The organism is Methylophaga muralis (assembly GCF_001720165.1).
Lineage (GTDB): Bacteria > Pseudomonadota > Gammaproteobacteria > Nitrosococcales > Methylophagaceae > Methylophaga > Methylophaga muralis.
This window is the reverse complement of sequence record NZ_MCRI01000023.1, coordinates 22,975-38,900: the sequence shown is the minus strand read 5'-3', so window position 1 is coordinate 38,900 and position 15,926 is coordinate 22,975. Positions and strand designations below refer to the sequence as shown.

The following is a 15,926-nucleotide window of genomic DNA, read 5'->3' as shown; positions in this document are numbered from 1 at the left end:
GCAGCTTTGAATCAGCGTAAGCAATATTGAATGAGAAGAGTGCCAGAAAGGCAGACATGGCCAGCGTATTAAAAAGTTTTTTCATTAACAATGTGCTCCAATAAAAACTCGCCCTATCCTACAGACAGTGCACAGCGGCCAAATAGAGCAGTTGACTTATATGAGATAGGGAATATGTCACGCTTATTGTTATGACTTTTTCCTGATTTATGTTTTTTTGTATTTATCATCAATATTGGCATATACATATTAAAATTAATCATCATAAAATAGGTGTTTAATTTTAAAGTTATATATGGACTTAGTCTGAATGCTGTCACCTAAATTATCCCTAACTGATAAGAAAAACAGGGGCAAAACTGATTTAGCGATCATTGTGGCTGCATCATTGCTAACTTATCTTGTTGCTGGATATTACGACTTAGCCGAGCGCTGGATTAATTGGGCAGCACTTGGTGAGTTTTATCAGCTTGATGAAATTATTTTTGTTTTGCTGGTGCTAAGCACCGGTTTGATGTGGTTTGGCAGAAGACGCTACATCGAATTGCAGGAAACTTTGAAACGTAACCTCGAAATTAAAACCAAGCTTGAAATGCAAAATGCAGACAATGCAAAGCTACTGTTACAAAACCGAGCCCTCATTAAACATATAACTCAGGTTAGAGAAGCAGAACGGAATCACTTAGCGTCAGAGCTGCATGATGTCTTTGGACAATACCTGGCAGCGATTGATGTAAATGCTTCTGTCGCAATTAAATACAAAACTGAAGATCCGAAACTTCAAGCAATACTCAAAACCATTCAGGACAGTGCCAGCTATCTTCGCAATGTCACTCGTTCTCAATTACGCAGTCTCAAACCACCCGGTCTGGAGACCGTTGGGCTTTCTGCAGCTATTGAAGATCTTATTTCTCAGTGGCAGATGTCATTTACGAATTACGCCATTGATATAAACATAGATGTTGATGACAAGCTGGTAGGGTATGACACAGCACTGACGGTTTACCGTTGTTTACAGGAAGCGTTCACCAATATTACGCGTCATGCTGATGCCCATAACATCTATATTCATCTAGTAACCCAGAACAAATCCATACATGGATACGACATCAGTTTGACCATTCGTGACGACGGTAAAGGCTTCGACCCAGCTGAAGGCATGGGTAAAGGTCTGGGACTAATTGGCATACGAGAAAGGGTTCACGCTCTTCATGGTCAGTTCAATCTGCATCAAGCAGAACCGACAGGTAGCGTTTTAACTTTAACTATTCCGTTATGAATATCGACAGGATCTAATTTCACATATGTGATGAGGCAATTATAGAAATGAACAAGCAGAGAACGACCATATTATTAATTGATGATCACGCCATCCTTCGGGAGGGATATCAGCAATTACTCGAATCCGCTGGATTTGAAGTTATCGGCCAATCTGGAAATGCAGAAGATGGTTATCAGGCATTTATCGCGTTACAACCAAAAGTATGCATTATTGACCTGACCATGCCTGGAACAGGTGGGTTGGAGTGTGTCCGCAGGATCTGTAACCGGGACAAAGATGCTCGTATTCTGGTTTGCAGCATGCATGAAGAAACCACGCTCGCCATGCGTGCTCTTGAACTAGGCGCTATGGGTTACATTACTAAATCCTGTTCTTCTGATGTATTAATTGAAGCGGTTAAGGCCGTCGCTGAAAAACGTCATTATCTTGGGGCCGAAGTTGCACGTTCTATTGCGATGGAAAAGCTGATCAAAACCGATCAGAAAATCGACTCGTTATCTCATCAGGAATTCGCTGTTTTCCGGATGGTGGCTGAAGGAATGAGTATTGAGGAAATTTCCAAGAGTCTCACTTTGGCACCAAAAACAGTTTCTAATTATAAGACGAATATGATGCGAAAACTGGGCACAACCAAACTGGCAGACATTATTTTTCTGGCACAGAAAATTGGTTTGATTCACCCGCCTAACAATCAATAAAGGCTTACATCCCCTAAAAATAACGGAAAAAGCCTATAACCCTGACAATTATGTGAAGTCTTCCCTATAACACAGATGGCGCCACTCTCTATCCCCCACCCCCTTTAAAAACTGATGATATTACCGGTGCACAGCCGCATTTTCGAATGTGTGCTGAGACACAGGGTCAGCGCAAGCTGACATCCAGTTAAAATAGGAGGATATATGAGAGAGAAAAAACTAAGCCGGTTAACAAAAACCGGTTCAGCTGCATTGGTCAGCTCTGTCATCGGCATGATGACAGTAGGCGTTGCTTTCGCCAATGACAAGCTGGTTGAACTTCAAAAGGACGAAGCTAACTGGGTTATGCAGGGTAAAAACTATTCTGCTGATCACTACAGTTCTTCAAAACAAATCAATAAAAAGAACGTCAGTAAATTGGCGCCATCTTGGACTTTCTCCACAGGTGTTTTAAGTGGTCATGAAGGTGCTCCTCTGGTTATTGGTGACATGATGTACATCCACTCACCATTCCCAAACAATACCTTCGCAATCAACTTAAAAGATCCTGGCACTATCGTCTGGGAACATAAACCAAAACAAGATCCTGCTGCTCGCGCAGTAGCATGTTGTGACGTCGTTAACCGTGGTTTGGCTTATTGGCCTGGCGATGACAAAACACCTGCAATGATCTTGAAAAGCCAATTGGACGGACATGTCGTAGCATTAAATGCTGAAACAGGTGCGGTGCATTGGCAAGTTGAAAACGGTGATATCAGTGTTGGTCAAACTCAAACACAAGCACCGTTTGTTGTTAAAGACTTGGTTATCCAAGGTTCTTCAGGTGCTGAACTGGGTGTGCGTGGTTACGTCACAGCATTTGACATCCACACTGGTGAAATGGTTTGGCGTTGGTATGCAACAGGTCCTGATGACGAAATTGGTTTAGCAAAAGACTTCAACAGTGCTAACCCACATTACGGTCAAAAAGATCTGGGTCTGAAAACCTGGGAAGACGAAGCCTGGAAAATCGGTGGTGGTACTAACTGGGGTTGGTATGCCTACGATCCTGATTTAGAAATGTTCTACTACGGTTCAGGTAACCCTGCTCCTTGGAACGAAACCATGCGTCCAGGCGACAACAAATGGACCATGACTATCTGGGGTCGTGATGCGGATACCGGTTTAGCTAAATTCGGTTACCAAAAAACACCACATGATGAATGGGACTACGCTGGCGTTAACGTCATGATGCTTTCTGAGCAAAAAGACAAATCCGGCAAAATGCGTAAATTACTGACTCACCCGGATCGTAACGGCATTATCTACACGCTGGATCGTGAAACAGGTGATTTGGTTTCTGCAGACAAAATGGATGACACTGCAAACTGGGTGAAAAAAGTAGATTTGGAAACAGGTCTGCCAATTCGTGATCCAGAATTCAGCACCAGAATGGGTCACCGTTCACGTGATATCTGTCCTTCAGCCATGGGTTTCCACAACCAAGGTATGGATTCATATGATCCAGAAAGACAATTGTTCTATCTCGGTCTGAACCATCTGTGTATGGATTGGGAACCGTTCATGCTGCCTTACCGTGCAGGTCAATTCTTCGTAGGTGCAAACGTATGGAGCTATCCTGGACCTAAAGGTGATCGTCAACGTGGTATCGGTTCTGGCCAGGTTAAAGCCTACAACGCCATTACTGGTGAGTTCGCTTGGGAAAAAATGGAAAAATTCTCAATCTGGGGCGGCACCATGGCAACCGCTGGTGGCTTGGTATTCTACGGCACATTGGATGGCTTCATCAAAGCTCGTGATGCAGACAACGGTGACTTGCTGTGGAAATTCAAACTTCCTTCAGGCGCTATCGGTCATCCAATGACTTACACCCATGATGGCATTCAATACGTTGCCATTAACTATGGTGTAGGTGGTTGGCCTGCTGTTGGTCTGGTATTTGACTTGAACGATCCATCCGCTGGTCTGGGTGCTGTAGGTGCCTTTAAAGAACTGGCACGTAACACTCAAATGGGTGGTGGTCTGATGGTCTTTGCTCTGGATGGTAAAGGACCTTACGACGACTTGAGCGTTGGTGAATACGAAATGTAATCACTGATTCTCAATATAACTTGGTTGTATCGAGTTATATCGTTGTATTCAATCCGGCTGGCAACACAAAGCTTGTGTTGCCAGCCCCTTCTGAGAGTGTAAGACATGCTAAACAATAAATTACAAACCAAAAAGAAAGTGGGCAGCACAAAATTATTAACTCATTGCAGCCTGCTTATGGCTTCACTGTTCACTGTACTGAGCCCAGCTCAAGCAAACAATGCAATACCAGAAACACTAAAAGTCTGTGCGGCAGGCAATGAAATGCCTTACTCAAACACGCAACAGCAAGGTTTTGAAAACGAAATCGCCAAAGTTCTCGCAGAAAGTATGGATATGCCTCTGGAGTTTGTCTGGTCCGATAAGGCGGCGATTTTTCTGGTAACCGAACATTTACTAAGAAAAGAATGCGATGTCGTTATGGGTGTGGATAGTGATGACCCGCGCGTTGCGACTAGCCAGCCTTACTATAAATCAGGCTATGTTTTTGTTTACCGTGCCGATAAAAATCTCGAAATCAGTGACTGGGATAGTCCTGATATTCAAAAACTCAATCGTTTTGTGGTTATTCCAGGCAGCCCGTCTGAAGTCATGCTACGGGAAGTTGGAAAGTTTGAAGGTAATTTCAACTACACAAAATCCTTATCCGGCTACAAATCTCCACGTAATAAATACGTTCGCCTAGAACCCACCAAATTAATTGGTGAAGTCACTTCAGGTAATGGCGATATTGCTCATCTATGGGCACCAGAAGTAGCTCGATATGTCCGTGACTCAAGTACACCACTAAAAATGGTCTTATCACCAGAATTTGGTGAGCTTAAAAATGGTGAAGGCATTGTTCAACATTACGATCAATCTGTAGCGGTTCGTGAAGATGACAAGGCTTTATTGGAAGCAATAAATAAAGGTTTGGCTGATGCTGCACCGAAGATAAATGCCATCCTCAAAAAAGAAGGGATTCCACTGCTTTGATGCCTTGTCATGCAGTCTCTTTTAATTCAACAGGACTACTTAAACACTATGATTAAAAATGTAAAAAGTTTAACCAGTAAAGCAGCATGCCTGCTGGGTTTATCGATGATTACTGCTGTCAGCTTGACGCCAATGACTGCAGAAGCTCAAGTCACCTTTCGTAATGCCACAACAGGTGATGTGATTGATTTTTCATTTGGTAAAAAAGGTGAAGAAACTGAAGCCGTAAAACATTTTATGGAAACAGCAGAAAATCTTTACAACCAGGATGAAGAAGCCATCACAATCGGCCAAGACCTTTATATGACAGCATGTTCAGGCTGTCATGGTCACCATGTAGAAGGCAAATTGGGCCCAGCGTTAGGTGATGCGTATTGGACTTATCCTGCAGGTCGTTATGACAAAGGTTTCTTTGAAATCATTTATGACGGTGCACGGGCAATGATGGGGCCGCAACGTAACAACCTAAGTATTGATGAGATTTTGCAGGTTATGGCTTACGTTCGCAGTGTTTATTGGGATGAGCCAGAAAAAGCGCTGTGGTTACCTGAAGAGGAACGCGCCAAATTGGTTCCTGCGGAAATGCCAGCCGAGTTCAAAGAAGCTTTAGAAAATTTTAATAAAACACATTAATGAAATTAAATGTGTCTCAAGACAAATTTTAAAGATTAGTGATTGATAGCGTGGCCTTAGCCAGCTCAGGGCAACCACGCTATCAAGCATTATGTTGTCAAAACCAAAAGGAGAGAAATATGAAGAAAATTAAAACATTAGCCGTAACTGGCGCGACAGCAATCTTGTTAACCTTCGGCATGTCATCAGCAATGGCTTACGACGGTACAAAATGCAAAGCATCAGGCAACTGCTGGGAAGCTAAACCAGGATTTCCTGAAAAAATCAAAGGATCTAAATTTGATCCTAAACATAGCCAAACTGAACTGGACAAACAAACCAGTGCAATGGAAGCGATGGAAGCACGTAATGCTAAGCGTGTAGAAAACTTCAAACAAACGGGTAAGTGGTCTTACTAAGCCAAAACCTAAGTGAGGCCAGTTGGTAACAACTGGCCTCTTTTTTATTAATGACATCACCGTCTGTCCAGGCATAAACTCATGAGCAACGCTGCTACATACTCTGATAACTATCTAAGCGATTGGCATCAACAAGCCGTCACTCTGCAAAACAACATCAACCAGACAATTTTAGGCCAGGAAAACATCATTGAACTAATGGTGTTAGCAATATTTTGCCGAGGCCATATTCTGCTGGAAGGTGATGTTGGTGTAGGTAAAACAACTTTATTAAGAGCGGCAGCAGAGAGTTTGGGTGGAGATTTTGAGCGTATTGAAGGCACGATAGATTTAATGCCTCATGATTTGGTGTATTACACGCATATTTCCAGTGACGGTAAACCTGCTGTTAGTGAAGGCCCATTACTGAAGCACGGTGAAGATTTATCTATCTTTTTCTTTAATGAAATAAACCGCGCCAGACCTCAAGTACATTCATTATTGCTACGCGTGATGGCTGAACGTAGTGTCACTGCATTTAATAAAACGTTTCATTTTCCGCATCTGCAAGTCTTTGCCGATAGGAACCGAATTGAAAAAGACGAAACCTTTGAATTACCCGCTGCTGCGCGTGATCGTTTTATGATGGAACTGCATATAAAACAACCCAAAGCAGAAGCTCAACTCAAGGAATTGATGTTCAATACCCGCTATTACGATGCGGATAAATTAGTCGATAGCGCTGATAAAGCGGTGTTACCGTTTAACCAATTAAATGATATTGCCACGGCGATTCAGTCACAGATCCACGCCAGTGATGCCGTTCAGGATTATGCTTATCACCTGTGTCAGGCGCTACGTCGCCCACAGGACTACAACATCCAGATAAGTGATGTCGATAGTGAAAAATTAGTCTTAGGCGGTATGGGGCCACGCGGCATAAGTTATTTAGCGCGATGCGCCAGAGCCAATGCCTGGCTGAAACAACGCAACAATGTTATCCCTGAAGATTTTCATGCTGTTATACGTGCAATCAGCAAACACCGTATTTTTCTCAATCCTGTATACAACTATAACGGTGAAGCCATTATCGAAGAGCTGATCAGTGGTGTACTGAATACTATTCCATCTCCATGAATCAGCGTGATATTCAACATTTAGTCTTTGATTATAAAACCCCATTTTTGCTCAATGCCTTGCGCGAAAGTGAACATAAAAGCAAACGTCAGGGACCAGGCAGTGATTTTTACAAAAAATCAGCTTTTTTAGCCGATCCCAATCCTGCTCGGATTGATCTGGCAAGCAGCGTAACCGATCCGTTTGAGTCCATTTATGTCAAAACCTTTCGACAACGCAGCAAACTTGACGTGCTCACTTTTATTGATGGTTCGGACTCAATGACTATCCCCGGAAAAGCTGATCTGCTGAATTTGAGCGAGACGAGCATTGCCTGTTCTGTTGCCGCACGCAACGACCATTATCAAAGTTATTTATTTAGCGATTCAATTCACTCTGTAACGAATCCGCAAACTTTAACAGAGTATTTTTCTGCTTTAGGGAATGGAGAACATCACAACTCTGCAAATGCTTTTGCTGATATCGACCGCTTATTACCTGTTCGTCGCTCATTAATATTTTTGTTATCAGATTTTCATTGGAGCAACGAAAAGCTGCATCAGGTTTTCAACAGCTTGTCAGGGCATTATCTGGTACCGATTGTTATCTGGCGCTCTGCTGAGTATGAAAATTTTCCGTTATGGCGTTTTGTACAACTGCGGGATGCTGAAACTGGCGAAAATCGTTTGGTTTTTGTCACTCCAAAGCAAAAAAAACTTATTGAATCAACGTTTGTTGATCGCAAGTTATTCCTCAATAAACTTTTTCAAAAATATAACAGCAGAGCCTTTTGGATGATTGATCAATTTTCAGCACAAAACATGAGTGAATATTTTCATGGTCATTAATCCACTTCTAAATCTAAATATGAATAAGGCTAACATTATTGTTTTGCTGTTTTTAATGATGTTTATCCGTCCGATTAATGCTGAACCAGCCCCCCATATTGGCATCGTCGAACAATCATTAGGAAGGGATTTCGGTATCGTGGTAGGTGACATCATTGAACATTATTATGTTGTTCAAGTCCCCGCGAACTACAATTTGACACCCGCTTCCTTACCCCCCAATGGGGACCTGGATTACTGGCTGGAGTTACTGAACAGCGATTACCAATTAATTAGTGAAAACGATCAACTGCGTCGTTATCGTTTGCATTTCACCTTTCAAACATTTTATGCCCCTCTTGATGTCAGAGCATTAACCATTCCGTCATTAGCCGTTCGATTTACCGCTGACGATAATGCGCATCAAATCGCCATCCCTGCCTGGGATTTTACCATGTCTCCAATTAAGGAGATTGTGCCGCGTGGCGTCGCCAGTGATTCAACACAAAATGCTTTTATGAAAGCAGATCTGCGTCCCACAACGATCTCAACTGCTAACCTGAAACAACAAATATGGATACTGGCGGTTAGCCTGATTATCTTGGTCATTTTCTGGTTAAGTCTGAATGGCTACCTATTTTCATTTGCCCGTTCGCCTTTTCAACAAGCCTTTCATGAAGTAAAAAAACTACGTAAGTACCACGCTGAAGACTCGGCTTTTAGCCAGGCATTACAAGCCGTTCATCGAGCGTTTAATCGTCGTGCGAAACAAGCATTATTTGCCCATCAAATAGAGGACTTTGTGTCACAGCACCCAGAACTAAAAGCCTATCAAGAAAAGATTGATAACTTTTATCAGCTCTCTGCCGAAACACTTTACTCAGAACAGAAAAAGGGTGACCCAACAGACTTCGATCAGTTATTGAGTCTTTGCAAACAATTGGCCGGCGCCGAAAAACTGGCTCTGAAAAAATCATGAACATCGCGTTTGCCCAGCCTTGGGCACTTATTTTATTGCTATTTGCCTTGTTGCCTTTTTTAGGTGGAATCTTCCATAAGCGACTGGCAAGCTGGAATCGGTTAATTCCAGCCTCAGACGTCACTCGCTGGGCCAACAGAATCATCAAACTGTTAGGTCTATTAGCCTTCACAGGCATTGTGTTGGGTTTGGCGGGAATGTACCAATCAGAAAAAACCTTCACTCGCACTGGTACCGGCGCACATATCGTCTTTGTACTGGATCGCAGTGCCAGTATGAATGAGACCTTTGGTGGCAAAGTACCCGATCAAGACACACCGGCTAAAAGTCAGGTGGCGCGTCGTTTGTTATCCAATTTTGTAGATGAACGTCCACATGATTTATTCGGGGTTGTTGGATTTAGTACCCAACCTTTTTTTATCAGCCCACTCACCGAACACAAATCAGCTACCCAAGCGGCAATTAACAGTTTGACCAGTCCCGGCCTCGCATTTACCAATGTGGCTAAAGGTTTAGGCATGGGGCTGAGTTACTTCCAGGATCAACCGCATACCGGCTCTCGCGTCATCGTATTGGTATCGGATGGCGCAGCAACATTGGACCACCGTGCGCAGCGGGTACTTCGTGAGTGGTTTGAACGTTATCAAGTCAGTTTATATTGGTTTTTCCTGCGTACCGAAAACGGTTTGGGCATTACTTCTGAGCCGGGTTCGGCAAGAGATGATAATCCTCGGGTTATGCCTGAGCGCTATCTCGATCAGTTTTTCCGTACCTTGCCGATTCCCTATCACGCCTATGAAGTAGATACCCCGGAATCGCTTGAAGCTGCCATCGATCAATTAGATGATTTGGAAAGCCTGCCACTGGTTTATAACGAATTGATTCCCCGCAATGATTTAACGCGTTTATGTTTTTTGAGCGCCCTGCTTGCAGTTCTACTTTTAGTCGGCATCAAAGCGCTGGAGGCAAAATGATCTATCTAAACCGAAATAAACTTATTCACCTGATTAGCTTGCTGACAATTATGGTTATTGGCGGATTGGTTTATAACCTTTACACATTAAAGCAGCAACAGCAGATCAATCAGCAAATCTCCCTGCTCAATCAAGGTGAAATGGTTGATATGGAGGCATTAAATATGCGATCACCTGAGGTTAGAATTGCTTACGCCCACCTGCAGCGCAGATTAAATTTATTTGATGAAGCTGTTGAAACCTATAGCGCTACGGAACGCCTTGCTAACCAGCAACAGTTGGTGCAAATTCACTATAACCTTGGCAACCTTTATTTATCTCAGGCTATTGATTTAGCAGAAAATCTTTATGTTGATCGCGCTGTGGCAATGGCCGATGTAGCAAAAGATTTCTATCGGTCTTCATTAAAAAATCAACCGACATTCTGGGAAGCAAAATACAACTTAGAAGCAGCACAGCGCCTATCGCGAGATTTGCCAATGGGGGATGTCACTATCAGCGAAGAGTCTCAAGATGCCAGCACAGAACTATGGTCTGCTATGCCCGGCTTTCCAATTGGGCTGCCCTGAGGTATTTGTTTGATGAAATCCATCTGGTTACTTATCAGTTCAGCACTGCTACTGCTAACTGCGGTTTTGATGCCCAATCTGCCTTTCCCCAGTAAAAAATATGATTATTTTTTTATGCTGGATATTACCCGAAGCATGAATGTTCAGGATTACCAGGATAACAACGGAGATCCGATAAGCCGGTTGGAAAAAGTCAAAGCAGATGCATTGCTTGCTATACAAAAACTGCCATGCGGATCGCGTGTTGGTCTAGGTGTGTTTACCGAACGCATGCCGACGCTACTTTATACACCAATGGAAGTCTGTTCAGACTACCCCGAAATACGTGAGAGCATTAGGCGAATAGATTGGCGGATGGCCTGGGTGGCGGATAGTAATATCATTCAAGCCTTGGCGAACACACTTGAATTGATACATACGGTAGAACTAAGCAACACCACATTAGTGTTTTTTACCGATGGTCAAGAAGCTCCGCCGATGAATTCCCGTTATGCGCCGGATCTGGCAGAGATACAATTCGCAGAAGAAGATCGTAATCCCATCAAAGGTATCATTATTGGCACTGGTGATCATGCTTTGAGCCGGATCCCAAAATATGATGAAGAAGGTCTACAGGTAGGCTTCTATACCGCTGAGGATGTACCTCAGGGCACAACCTTCGGCTTACCAGAAGACCCCAGTCAAATTGAAGGTTATGTACCGAGGAATGCCCCATGGGGCAATCAAGCTCGTGCCGGTAGTGAGCATCTTTCCAACGTTAAAGAAGATTATTTAAAATCATTGGCTGAACCAGCAAAACTGCATTATCACCATCTGCAGAGTGCTAATGAATTGTATGACGCTATAACCCATGAAGACTTCTCTCAACGACAAATCCGCCAAACAGATTTAAGTTTTATCCCTGCCGCGTTGGCGCTGATCTTTTTGTTTTTAGCGTATCTGCCAGAGAACTTGCTCTCTTTTAAACATAAATCGAGAAAAATAATGTCTGGCAAACTTAATAGTTAGTTAATTAATTATGATTAAAATCAAACCTATCAATACTTTATCGGTGGATTAATTCGTCAAGAAATTGAAATTCTTGCTATTATCGGCAAGCTTTTTTAAGACGAATCACATGCACGTCACCCTCTACAAACTAACTATAAAGTTACTCTTTACCCTTTTTGCTAGCAGCTTTTTTGTTCAAGCAAATGCGGCTTCGGCTGATTCAGTGACCCTGCAACTCAAGTGGCGGCATCAGTTTCAGTTTGCCGGTTTTTATGCGGCTATTGATCAAGGTTATTATCAGCAAGAAGGCCTGCAGGTCACTCTTCGCGAACGTCATCCCGGTATTAATGTATTAAATGAAGTCAGCAGTGGCCGTGCAGATTATGGCGTCGGTGGTATTGGGTTATTAGCCGAGTATGCTGCTGGCAGTCCTGTCAGAGCATTGGCTGCTATATTTCAACACGACGCATTAGTACTGGTCAGCAAAGCCCAATCAGGAATCATCAGCCCCTACGAAATGATTGGCAAACGTCTCATGTTTGATGATTCAGCGGGCAATGATGCAGTATTCCTTGCCATGTTTGCTGATGCTGGCATCTCGCCGGAAGACTACCAATTTATTGCTCAAGATCAACAACTCGACAGTTTGATTAATGATCGAGTTGATGTCATGTCAATTTATCGAACCGATCAACTCTTTACTCTGGCGGAGCAGGGTGTTTCAGTTAACATTATTAATCCGCAAAGCTATGGTTTTGATTTTTACGGCGACATTTTATTTACCAGCGACCGTGAGCTGCGTAACCATCCTGGCCGAGCTGATCGTTTTCGACGGGCAACCTTAAAGGGCTGGCGATACGCACTTGATAATCCCGATAAATTGATTGACTTGATCATCAATCAATACGGCAGTCAGGCCAGTCGCCAACAACTACAACATGAAGCCCGTGAAATTAAGAAACTGATTTTGCCCGAGTTGATTCCTCTAGGACAGTTGGATCCGGCACGTTTACGCCGTAGTGCTCAAATTTACGAACGTTTGAATATTGCCCCTGCGTTATCTGAGTCCCAATTAGAAGGATTTATTTATCAGTCAAACGCCGCGCTAAGACTGACGCCAGAGGAACAATCTTGGCTGGATGATAATCCGGTTATCAAACTCGGTATTGATCGTGACTTTGCCCCCTATGAATGGATGAGTGACAAAGGCCATTATCAAGGTCTTGCGGCAGAATATATCCAGTTATTGCAAGCCAAGCTAGGCGTGGAGTTTGAGATCATTGCAGATAAACCCTGGCATGAAATAATCGCGATGGCACAACGTGGCGAGCTGGATATGCTGTCATGTTTGAATATGAGCCCAGAACGGTCTGAATATTTATTATTCAGTCAACCCTACATTACAAACCCCGTCGTTATCGTCAATGCTAACCGCTTTGGTTATATCGGCAGTCTGGAAAACCTAAAGGGCAAAACGGTAGCAGTGGAAAAAAACTACCATGTTCAGGAAAATCTGGCGCAGAACTACCCTGATATAGCGCTGCTTCTGACCGACACTACCATTGAAGCACTAAAGAAAGTTGCCACAGGAGATGCAGATGCCTATGTCGGTGATGCCGCCTATGCCAATTATGCAATCAAACAAGCCAATCTGATTAACCTGCAATTCTCCGGGCAAACCCGTCAATACAATGCCTATCGCATGGGCGTGAATCCTTCGCACCCTGAGCTGCAATCCATTATCAATAAGGCTCTGAACACGCTCAGTGAAGAAGAACGACAACGTATAGAACAAAACTGGATGGGGCTGACGATTAACCACGACATCTCCAGAACAACGATTATCAATATTACATTGTCCATCATTGCCATTATTCTGGTTTTTGCCGTATGGATCTTCCGCCTCAAGCAGTCTGGCGAGATATTAGCCCGTAACGAGTCTAAATTACGCAATATCGTAAATGCCTCTCCAATACCTCATGTAATATCTGACGGAAAACACAAAATTCATTATATGAATCAGGCTTTTGTCGAAAGCTTCGGTTTTGATGAAACTAAAGTACCGAACTTGGATGTATGGTTTGAACTTGCCTATCCTGATCCGCTTTATCGCCTGAAGATCAAAAAAATGTGGAATGACTTTGTGGCCGAAGCTTTACAGCAACCGCTTCCTTATCGAGGTGAGGCAGTTGAAGTAAAAATACTGACGCAACAAAAGCAAGCCAGACAAGTTTTGATTTCCAGCACAGTCATTAAAGATGGCAATGCCAATGTGTTTATCACTATTTTTTATGACATTAGCGAACGCAAGCTTGCTGAAGAAAAATTGAAACTCTCTGGCCGGGTATTTCATCAAGCACATGAAGGCATTCTGATCACCAATCCGGATGGTCGAATTGTCGATGTAAACCCGGCATTTTGTAACATCACCGGTTACACCCGTGAGGAAGTAGTTAATCAACAACCTTCTCTGTTTAAGTCGGGCAAACACAGTGAAACCTTTTACCAGGAATTGTGGCTGAGCCTGATTGAGAAAGGTTATTGGCAGGGAGAAATCTGGAACCGTCGTAAAAATGGCGAATTAATTGCCGAGTTATTAACCATATCGACCTTAACTGATGACCATGGGGAAACCTTGCATTATCTGGGTTTATTTTCAGATATCACCGAAATCAAAGAGCAGCAGCATGCCTTGGAAATGATGGCGCATTTTGACATGCTGACTCAATTGCCGAATCGCACATTATTTGCGGACAGATTCCAACAGGCTATCGCACACAGCATTCGTCAACATAGTCTTTTAGGTGTTGTGTTTCTTGATCTTGATGGCTTCAAGCCAATCAATGACAACTACGGTCATAAAATAGGCGATCAAGTGTTGATTGAGGTAGCTCAGCGCATCAAAGCGTGTATTCGACTGGATGACACAGCTTCAAGATTAGGTGGAGATGAGTTTGCTATTTTGCTGAATGACATCAGCTCGTTAGAACATTGTGAGCGCTTAGTCAGCAGACTATTACGCACCATTCAACTGCCTTATCGAGTTGATGGCGATACAATCCAATTAGGTGCCAGCATGGGCGTCACGCTTTATCCATTAGATCAGGCTGATGCCGACACATTGTTACGTCATGCTGATCAGGCAATGTATCAGGCTAAACAAAATGGTCGAAATCGTTATTCGATATTTGATGCGATACATGACAAGCAAATTTTACTGCAACGCACTCAATTAAATAATCTGCACCTGGCATTTGCCAATAATGAGTTTTGCCTGTACTTCCAGCCTAAAATCAATATGCGCAATGGGCGTATTTATGGTGCTGAAGCCCTGCTTCGCTGGGATCATCCGGAGCACGGCATTCTCGAACCACCAACTTTTCTCAGTTCATTAGCCGGCACCGATCTGGAAATTCGTATCGGTAACTGGGTTATCGACCAAACGTTGAAACAATTACTGAGCTTTCATCAACAAGGTCGGATGATCGAAATCAGTGTCAATATTACTGCACATCATCTGCAATCGTCTGGCTTTTTTGACACGCTCGAAAGACTGCTATCGAAATATCAGGATTTACCAGCAGAGTATTTACAACTGGAAGTACTGGAAAGCAGTGTGTTAACCGACATCCACCGCATATCTTCGATTATCGGCACCTGCCGAGATGGCCTTGGGGTTCGAATCGCTTTGGATGACTTTGGTACGGGCTATTCTTCGTTAAGCCATTTGCGGCATTTGCCGGTCGATGTGATTAAAATCGATCAGAGTTTTGTCCGCGACATTATGGATGATCCAAATGACTTTACTATTGTTGAGGGTGTAATTGGTTTAAGTCATGCCTTTCAACATCAGGTAATTGCCGAAGGTGTTGAGAGTGTAGAGCATGGTTTAATGTTGATGACCATTGGCTGTGATATGGCTCAAGGCTTCATCATTGCCCAGCCCATGCCTGCAGAGAAGTTAACTCAATGGATGCACAACTACCAACCTGAACCCCGCTGGTTGAATCATGCTCGCAATTCATTATCACCTCAACAGCGATTGCTAACATTGATGCAAATGCAGGGAGAACAATGGCTGCAACTGGTCATTGATAACCTTCGCAGTAGTCCCGCTCAAATCAGCAACTGGCCGTTAATGAACCCTAAACGCAGCCACTTTACTCATTGGTTGGAACAAGGGAAACAGGAAGAATTGTTTAATCAATTGTGGCTGGATCGCCTCAAACTAGCCTATTACGAGTTGTTTCATGCTGCAGCCAGTTTGCGTAACCAATTTGAAGAGAACGAAATCGCGTTAGCCCGAAAAGGTATTGATGATTTACAAAACTTGTACGCAGAAATACAACAGCTTCTGGCTTCACCAGCATAATAAATGATAAACCGGCAGACATTCAGCCAATGTGTATTTTCAA

The 15,926-nt window shown here is 43.2% G+C and carries 13 protein-coding genes; all 13 read left to right on the top strand.

Features of this window, described 5'->3' with window-relative positions; all coding sequences use genetic code 11:
* The first annotated feature begins 310 nt into the window (after window positions 1–310).
* Window positions 311–1,279 (top strand): sensor histidine kinase, encoded by a 969-nt coding sequence (locus tag A9E74_RS09780; protein WP_069296441.1) that lies wholly within the window; start codon window positions 311–313, stop codon window positions 1,277–1,279.
* Window positions 1,280–1,326: 47 nt separating this feature from the next.
* Entirely contained in the window at window positions 1,327–1,980 is a 654-nt protein-coding gene (locus A9E74_RS09775) for a response regulator transcription factor (protein WP_069296440.1), read from the top strand.
* A gap of 204 nt (window positions 1,981–2,184) precedes the next feature.
* Window positions 2,185–4,071, top strand: coding sequence for a methanol/ethanol family PQQ-dependent dehydrogenase (locus tag A9E74_RS09770; RefSeq protein ID WP_069296439.1), 1,887 nt, complete (start codon window positions 2,185–2,187; stop codon window positions 4,069–4,071).
* 177 nt (window positions 4,072–4,248) lie between these two features.
* On the top strand, window positions 4,249–5,046 hold the full coding sequence (gene moxJ, locus A9E74_RS09765) for a methanol oxidation system protein MoxJ (RefSeq protein ID WP_069296443.1): 798 nt from the start codon (window positions 4,249–4,251) through the stop codon (window positions 5,044–5,046).
* A gap of 48 nt (window positions 5,047–5,094) precedes the next feature.
* Window positions 5,095–5,679: a cytochrome c(L), periplasmic gene (gene moxG, locus A9E74_RS09760; protein ID WP_069296438.1), complete on the top strand. Its 585-nt coding sequence runs from the start codon at window positions 5,095–5,097 to the stop codon at window positions 5,677–5,679.
* A 119-nt stretch (window positions 5,680–5,798) separates the two neighbouring features.
* Window positions 5,799–6,077 carry a methanol dehydrogenase [cytochrome c] subunit gene (locus tag A9E74_RS09755; RefSeq protein WP_069296437.1) on the top strand — a complete coding sequence of 93 codons (279 nt, stop codon included), beginning with the start codon at window positions 5,799–5,801 and terminating at the stop codon, window positions 6,075–6,077.
* A gap of 81 nt (window positions 6,078–6,158) precedes the next feature.
* Entirely contained in the window at window positions 6,159–7,193 is a 1,035-nt protein-coding gene (locus A9E74_RS09750) for an AAA family ATPase (protein WP_069296436.1), read from the top strand.
* Entirely contained in the window at window positions 7,190–8,020 is an 831-nt protein-coding gene (locus A9E74_RS09745) for a DUF58 domain-containing protein (RefSeq protein WP_069296435.1), read from the top strand. Before A9E74_RS09750 ends, A9E74_RS09745 begins: the two co-directional genes overlap by 4 nt.
* A gap of 19 nt (window positions 8,021–8,039) precedes the next feature.
* Window positions 8,040–8,978 (top strand): hypothetical protein, encoded by a 939-nt coding sequence (locus A9E74_RS09740; protein WP_141696792.1) that lies wholly within the window; start codon window positions 8,040–8,042, stop codon window positions 8,976–8,978.
* Window positions 8,975–9,952, top strand: a complete 978-nt coding sequence (locus A9E74_RS09735) for a vWA domain-containing protein (RefSeq protein WP_069296433.1) — start codon at window positions 8,975–8,977, stop codon at window positions 9,950–9,952. The genes A9E74_RS09740 and A9E74_RS09735 overlap by 4 nt, the downstream gene beginning before the upstream one ends.
* Window positions 9,949–10,521 (top strand): MxaK protein, encoded by a 573-nt coding sequence (locus A9E74_RS09730; RefSeq protein ID WP_245652135.1) that lies wholly within the window; start codon window positions 9,949–9,951, stop codon window positions 10,519–10,521. The genes A9E74_RS09735 and A9E74_RS09730 overlap by 4 nt, the downstream gene beginning before the upstream one ends.
* A 12-nt stretch (window positions 10,522–10,533) precedes the next feature.
* Window positions 10,534–11,529 carry a vWA domain-containing protein gene (locus tag A9E74_RS09725; RefSeq protein ID WP_069296432.1) on the top strand — a complete coding sequence of 332 codons (996 nt, stop codon included), beginning with the start codon at window positions 10,534–10,536 and terminating at the stop codon, window positions 11,527–11,529.
* Between the two features lie 205 nt (window positions 11,530–11,734).
* Window positions 11,735–15,883: an EAL domain-containing protein gene (locus tag A9E74_RS09720; RefSeq protein WP_245652134.1), complete on the top strand. Its 4,149-nt coding sequence runs from the start codon at window positions 11,735–11,737 to the stop codon at window positions 15,881–15,883.
* Window positions 15,884–15,926: the final 43 nt, after the last annotated feature.

Bases quoted from the DNA above. Each gene is read 5' to 3' on its own strand.
- A9E74_RS09745 (WP_069296435.1), top strand. From the start codon at position 7,190: ATGAATCAGCGTGATATTCAACATTTAGTCTTTGATTATAAAACCCCA.
- A9E74_RS09775 (WP_069296440.1), top strand. From the start codon at position 1,327: ATGAACAAGCAGAGAACGACCATATTATTAATTGATGATCACGCCATC.
- moxG (WP_069296438.1), top strand. From the start codon at position 5,095: ATGATTAAAAATGTAAAAAGTTTAACCAGTAAAGCAGCATGCCTGCTG.
- A9E74_RS09770 (WP_069296439.1), top strand. From the start codon at position 2,185: ATGAGAGAGAAAAAACTAAGCCGGTTAACAAAAACCGGTTCAGCTGCA.
- A9E74_RS09740 (WP_141696792.1), top strand. From the start codon at position 8,040: ATGAATAAGGCTAACATTATTGTTTTGCTGTTTTTAATGATGTTTATC.
- A9E74_RS09750 (WP_069296436.1), top strand. From the start codon at position 6,159: ATGAGCAACGCTGCTACATACTCTGATAACTATCTAAGCGATTGGCAT.
- moxJ (WP_069296443.1), top strand. From the start codon at position 4,249: ATGGCTTCACTGTTCACTGTACTGAGCCCAGCTCAAGCAAACAATGCA.
- A9E74_RS09735 (WP_069296433.1), top strand. From the start codon at position 8,975: ATGAACATCGCGTTTGCCCAGCCTTGGGCACTTATTTTATTGCTATTT.
- A9E74_RS09725 (WP_069296432.1), top strand. From the start codon at position 10,534: ATGAAATCCATCTGGTTACTTATCAGTTCAGCACTGCTACTGCTAACT.
- A9E74_RS09780 (WP_069296441.1), top strand. From the start codon at position 311: ATGCTGTCACCTAAATTATCCCTAACTGATAAGAAAAACAGGGGCAAA.
- A9E74_RS09755 (WP_069296437.1), top strand. From the start codon at position 5,799: ATGAAGAAAATTAAAACATTAGCCGTAACTGGCGCGACAGCAATCTTG.
- A9E74_RS09730 (WP_245652135.1), top strand. From the start codon at position 9,949: ATGATCTATCTAAACCGAAATAAACTTATTCACCTGATTAGCTTGCTG.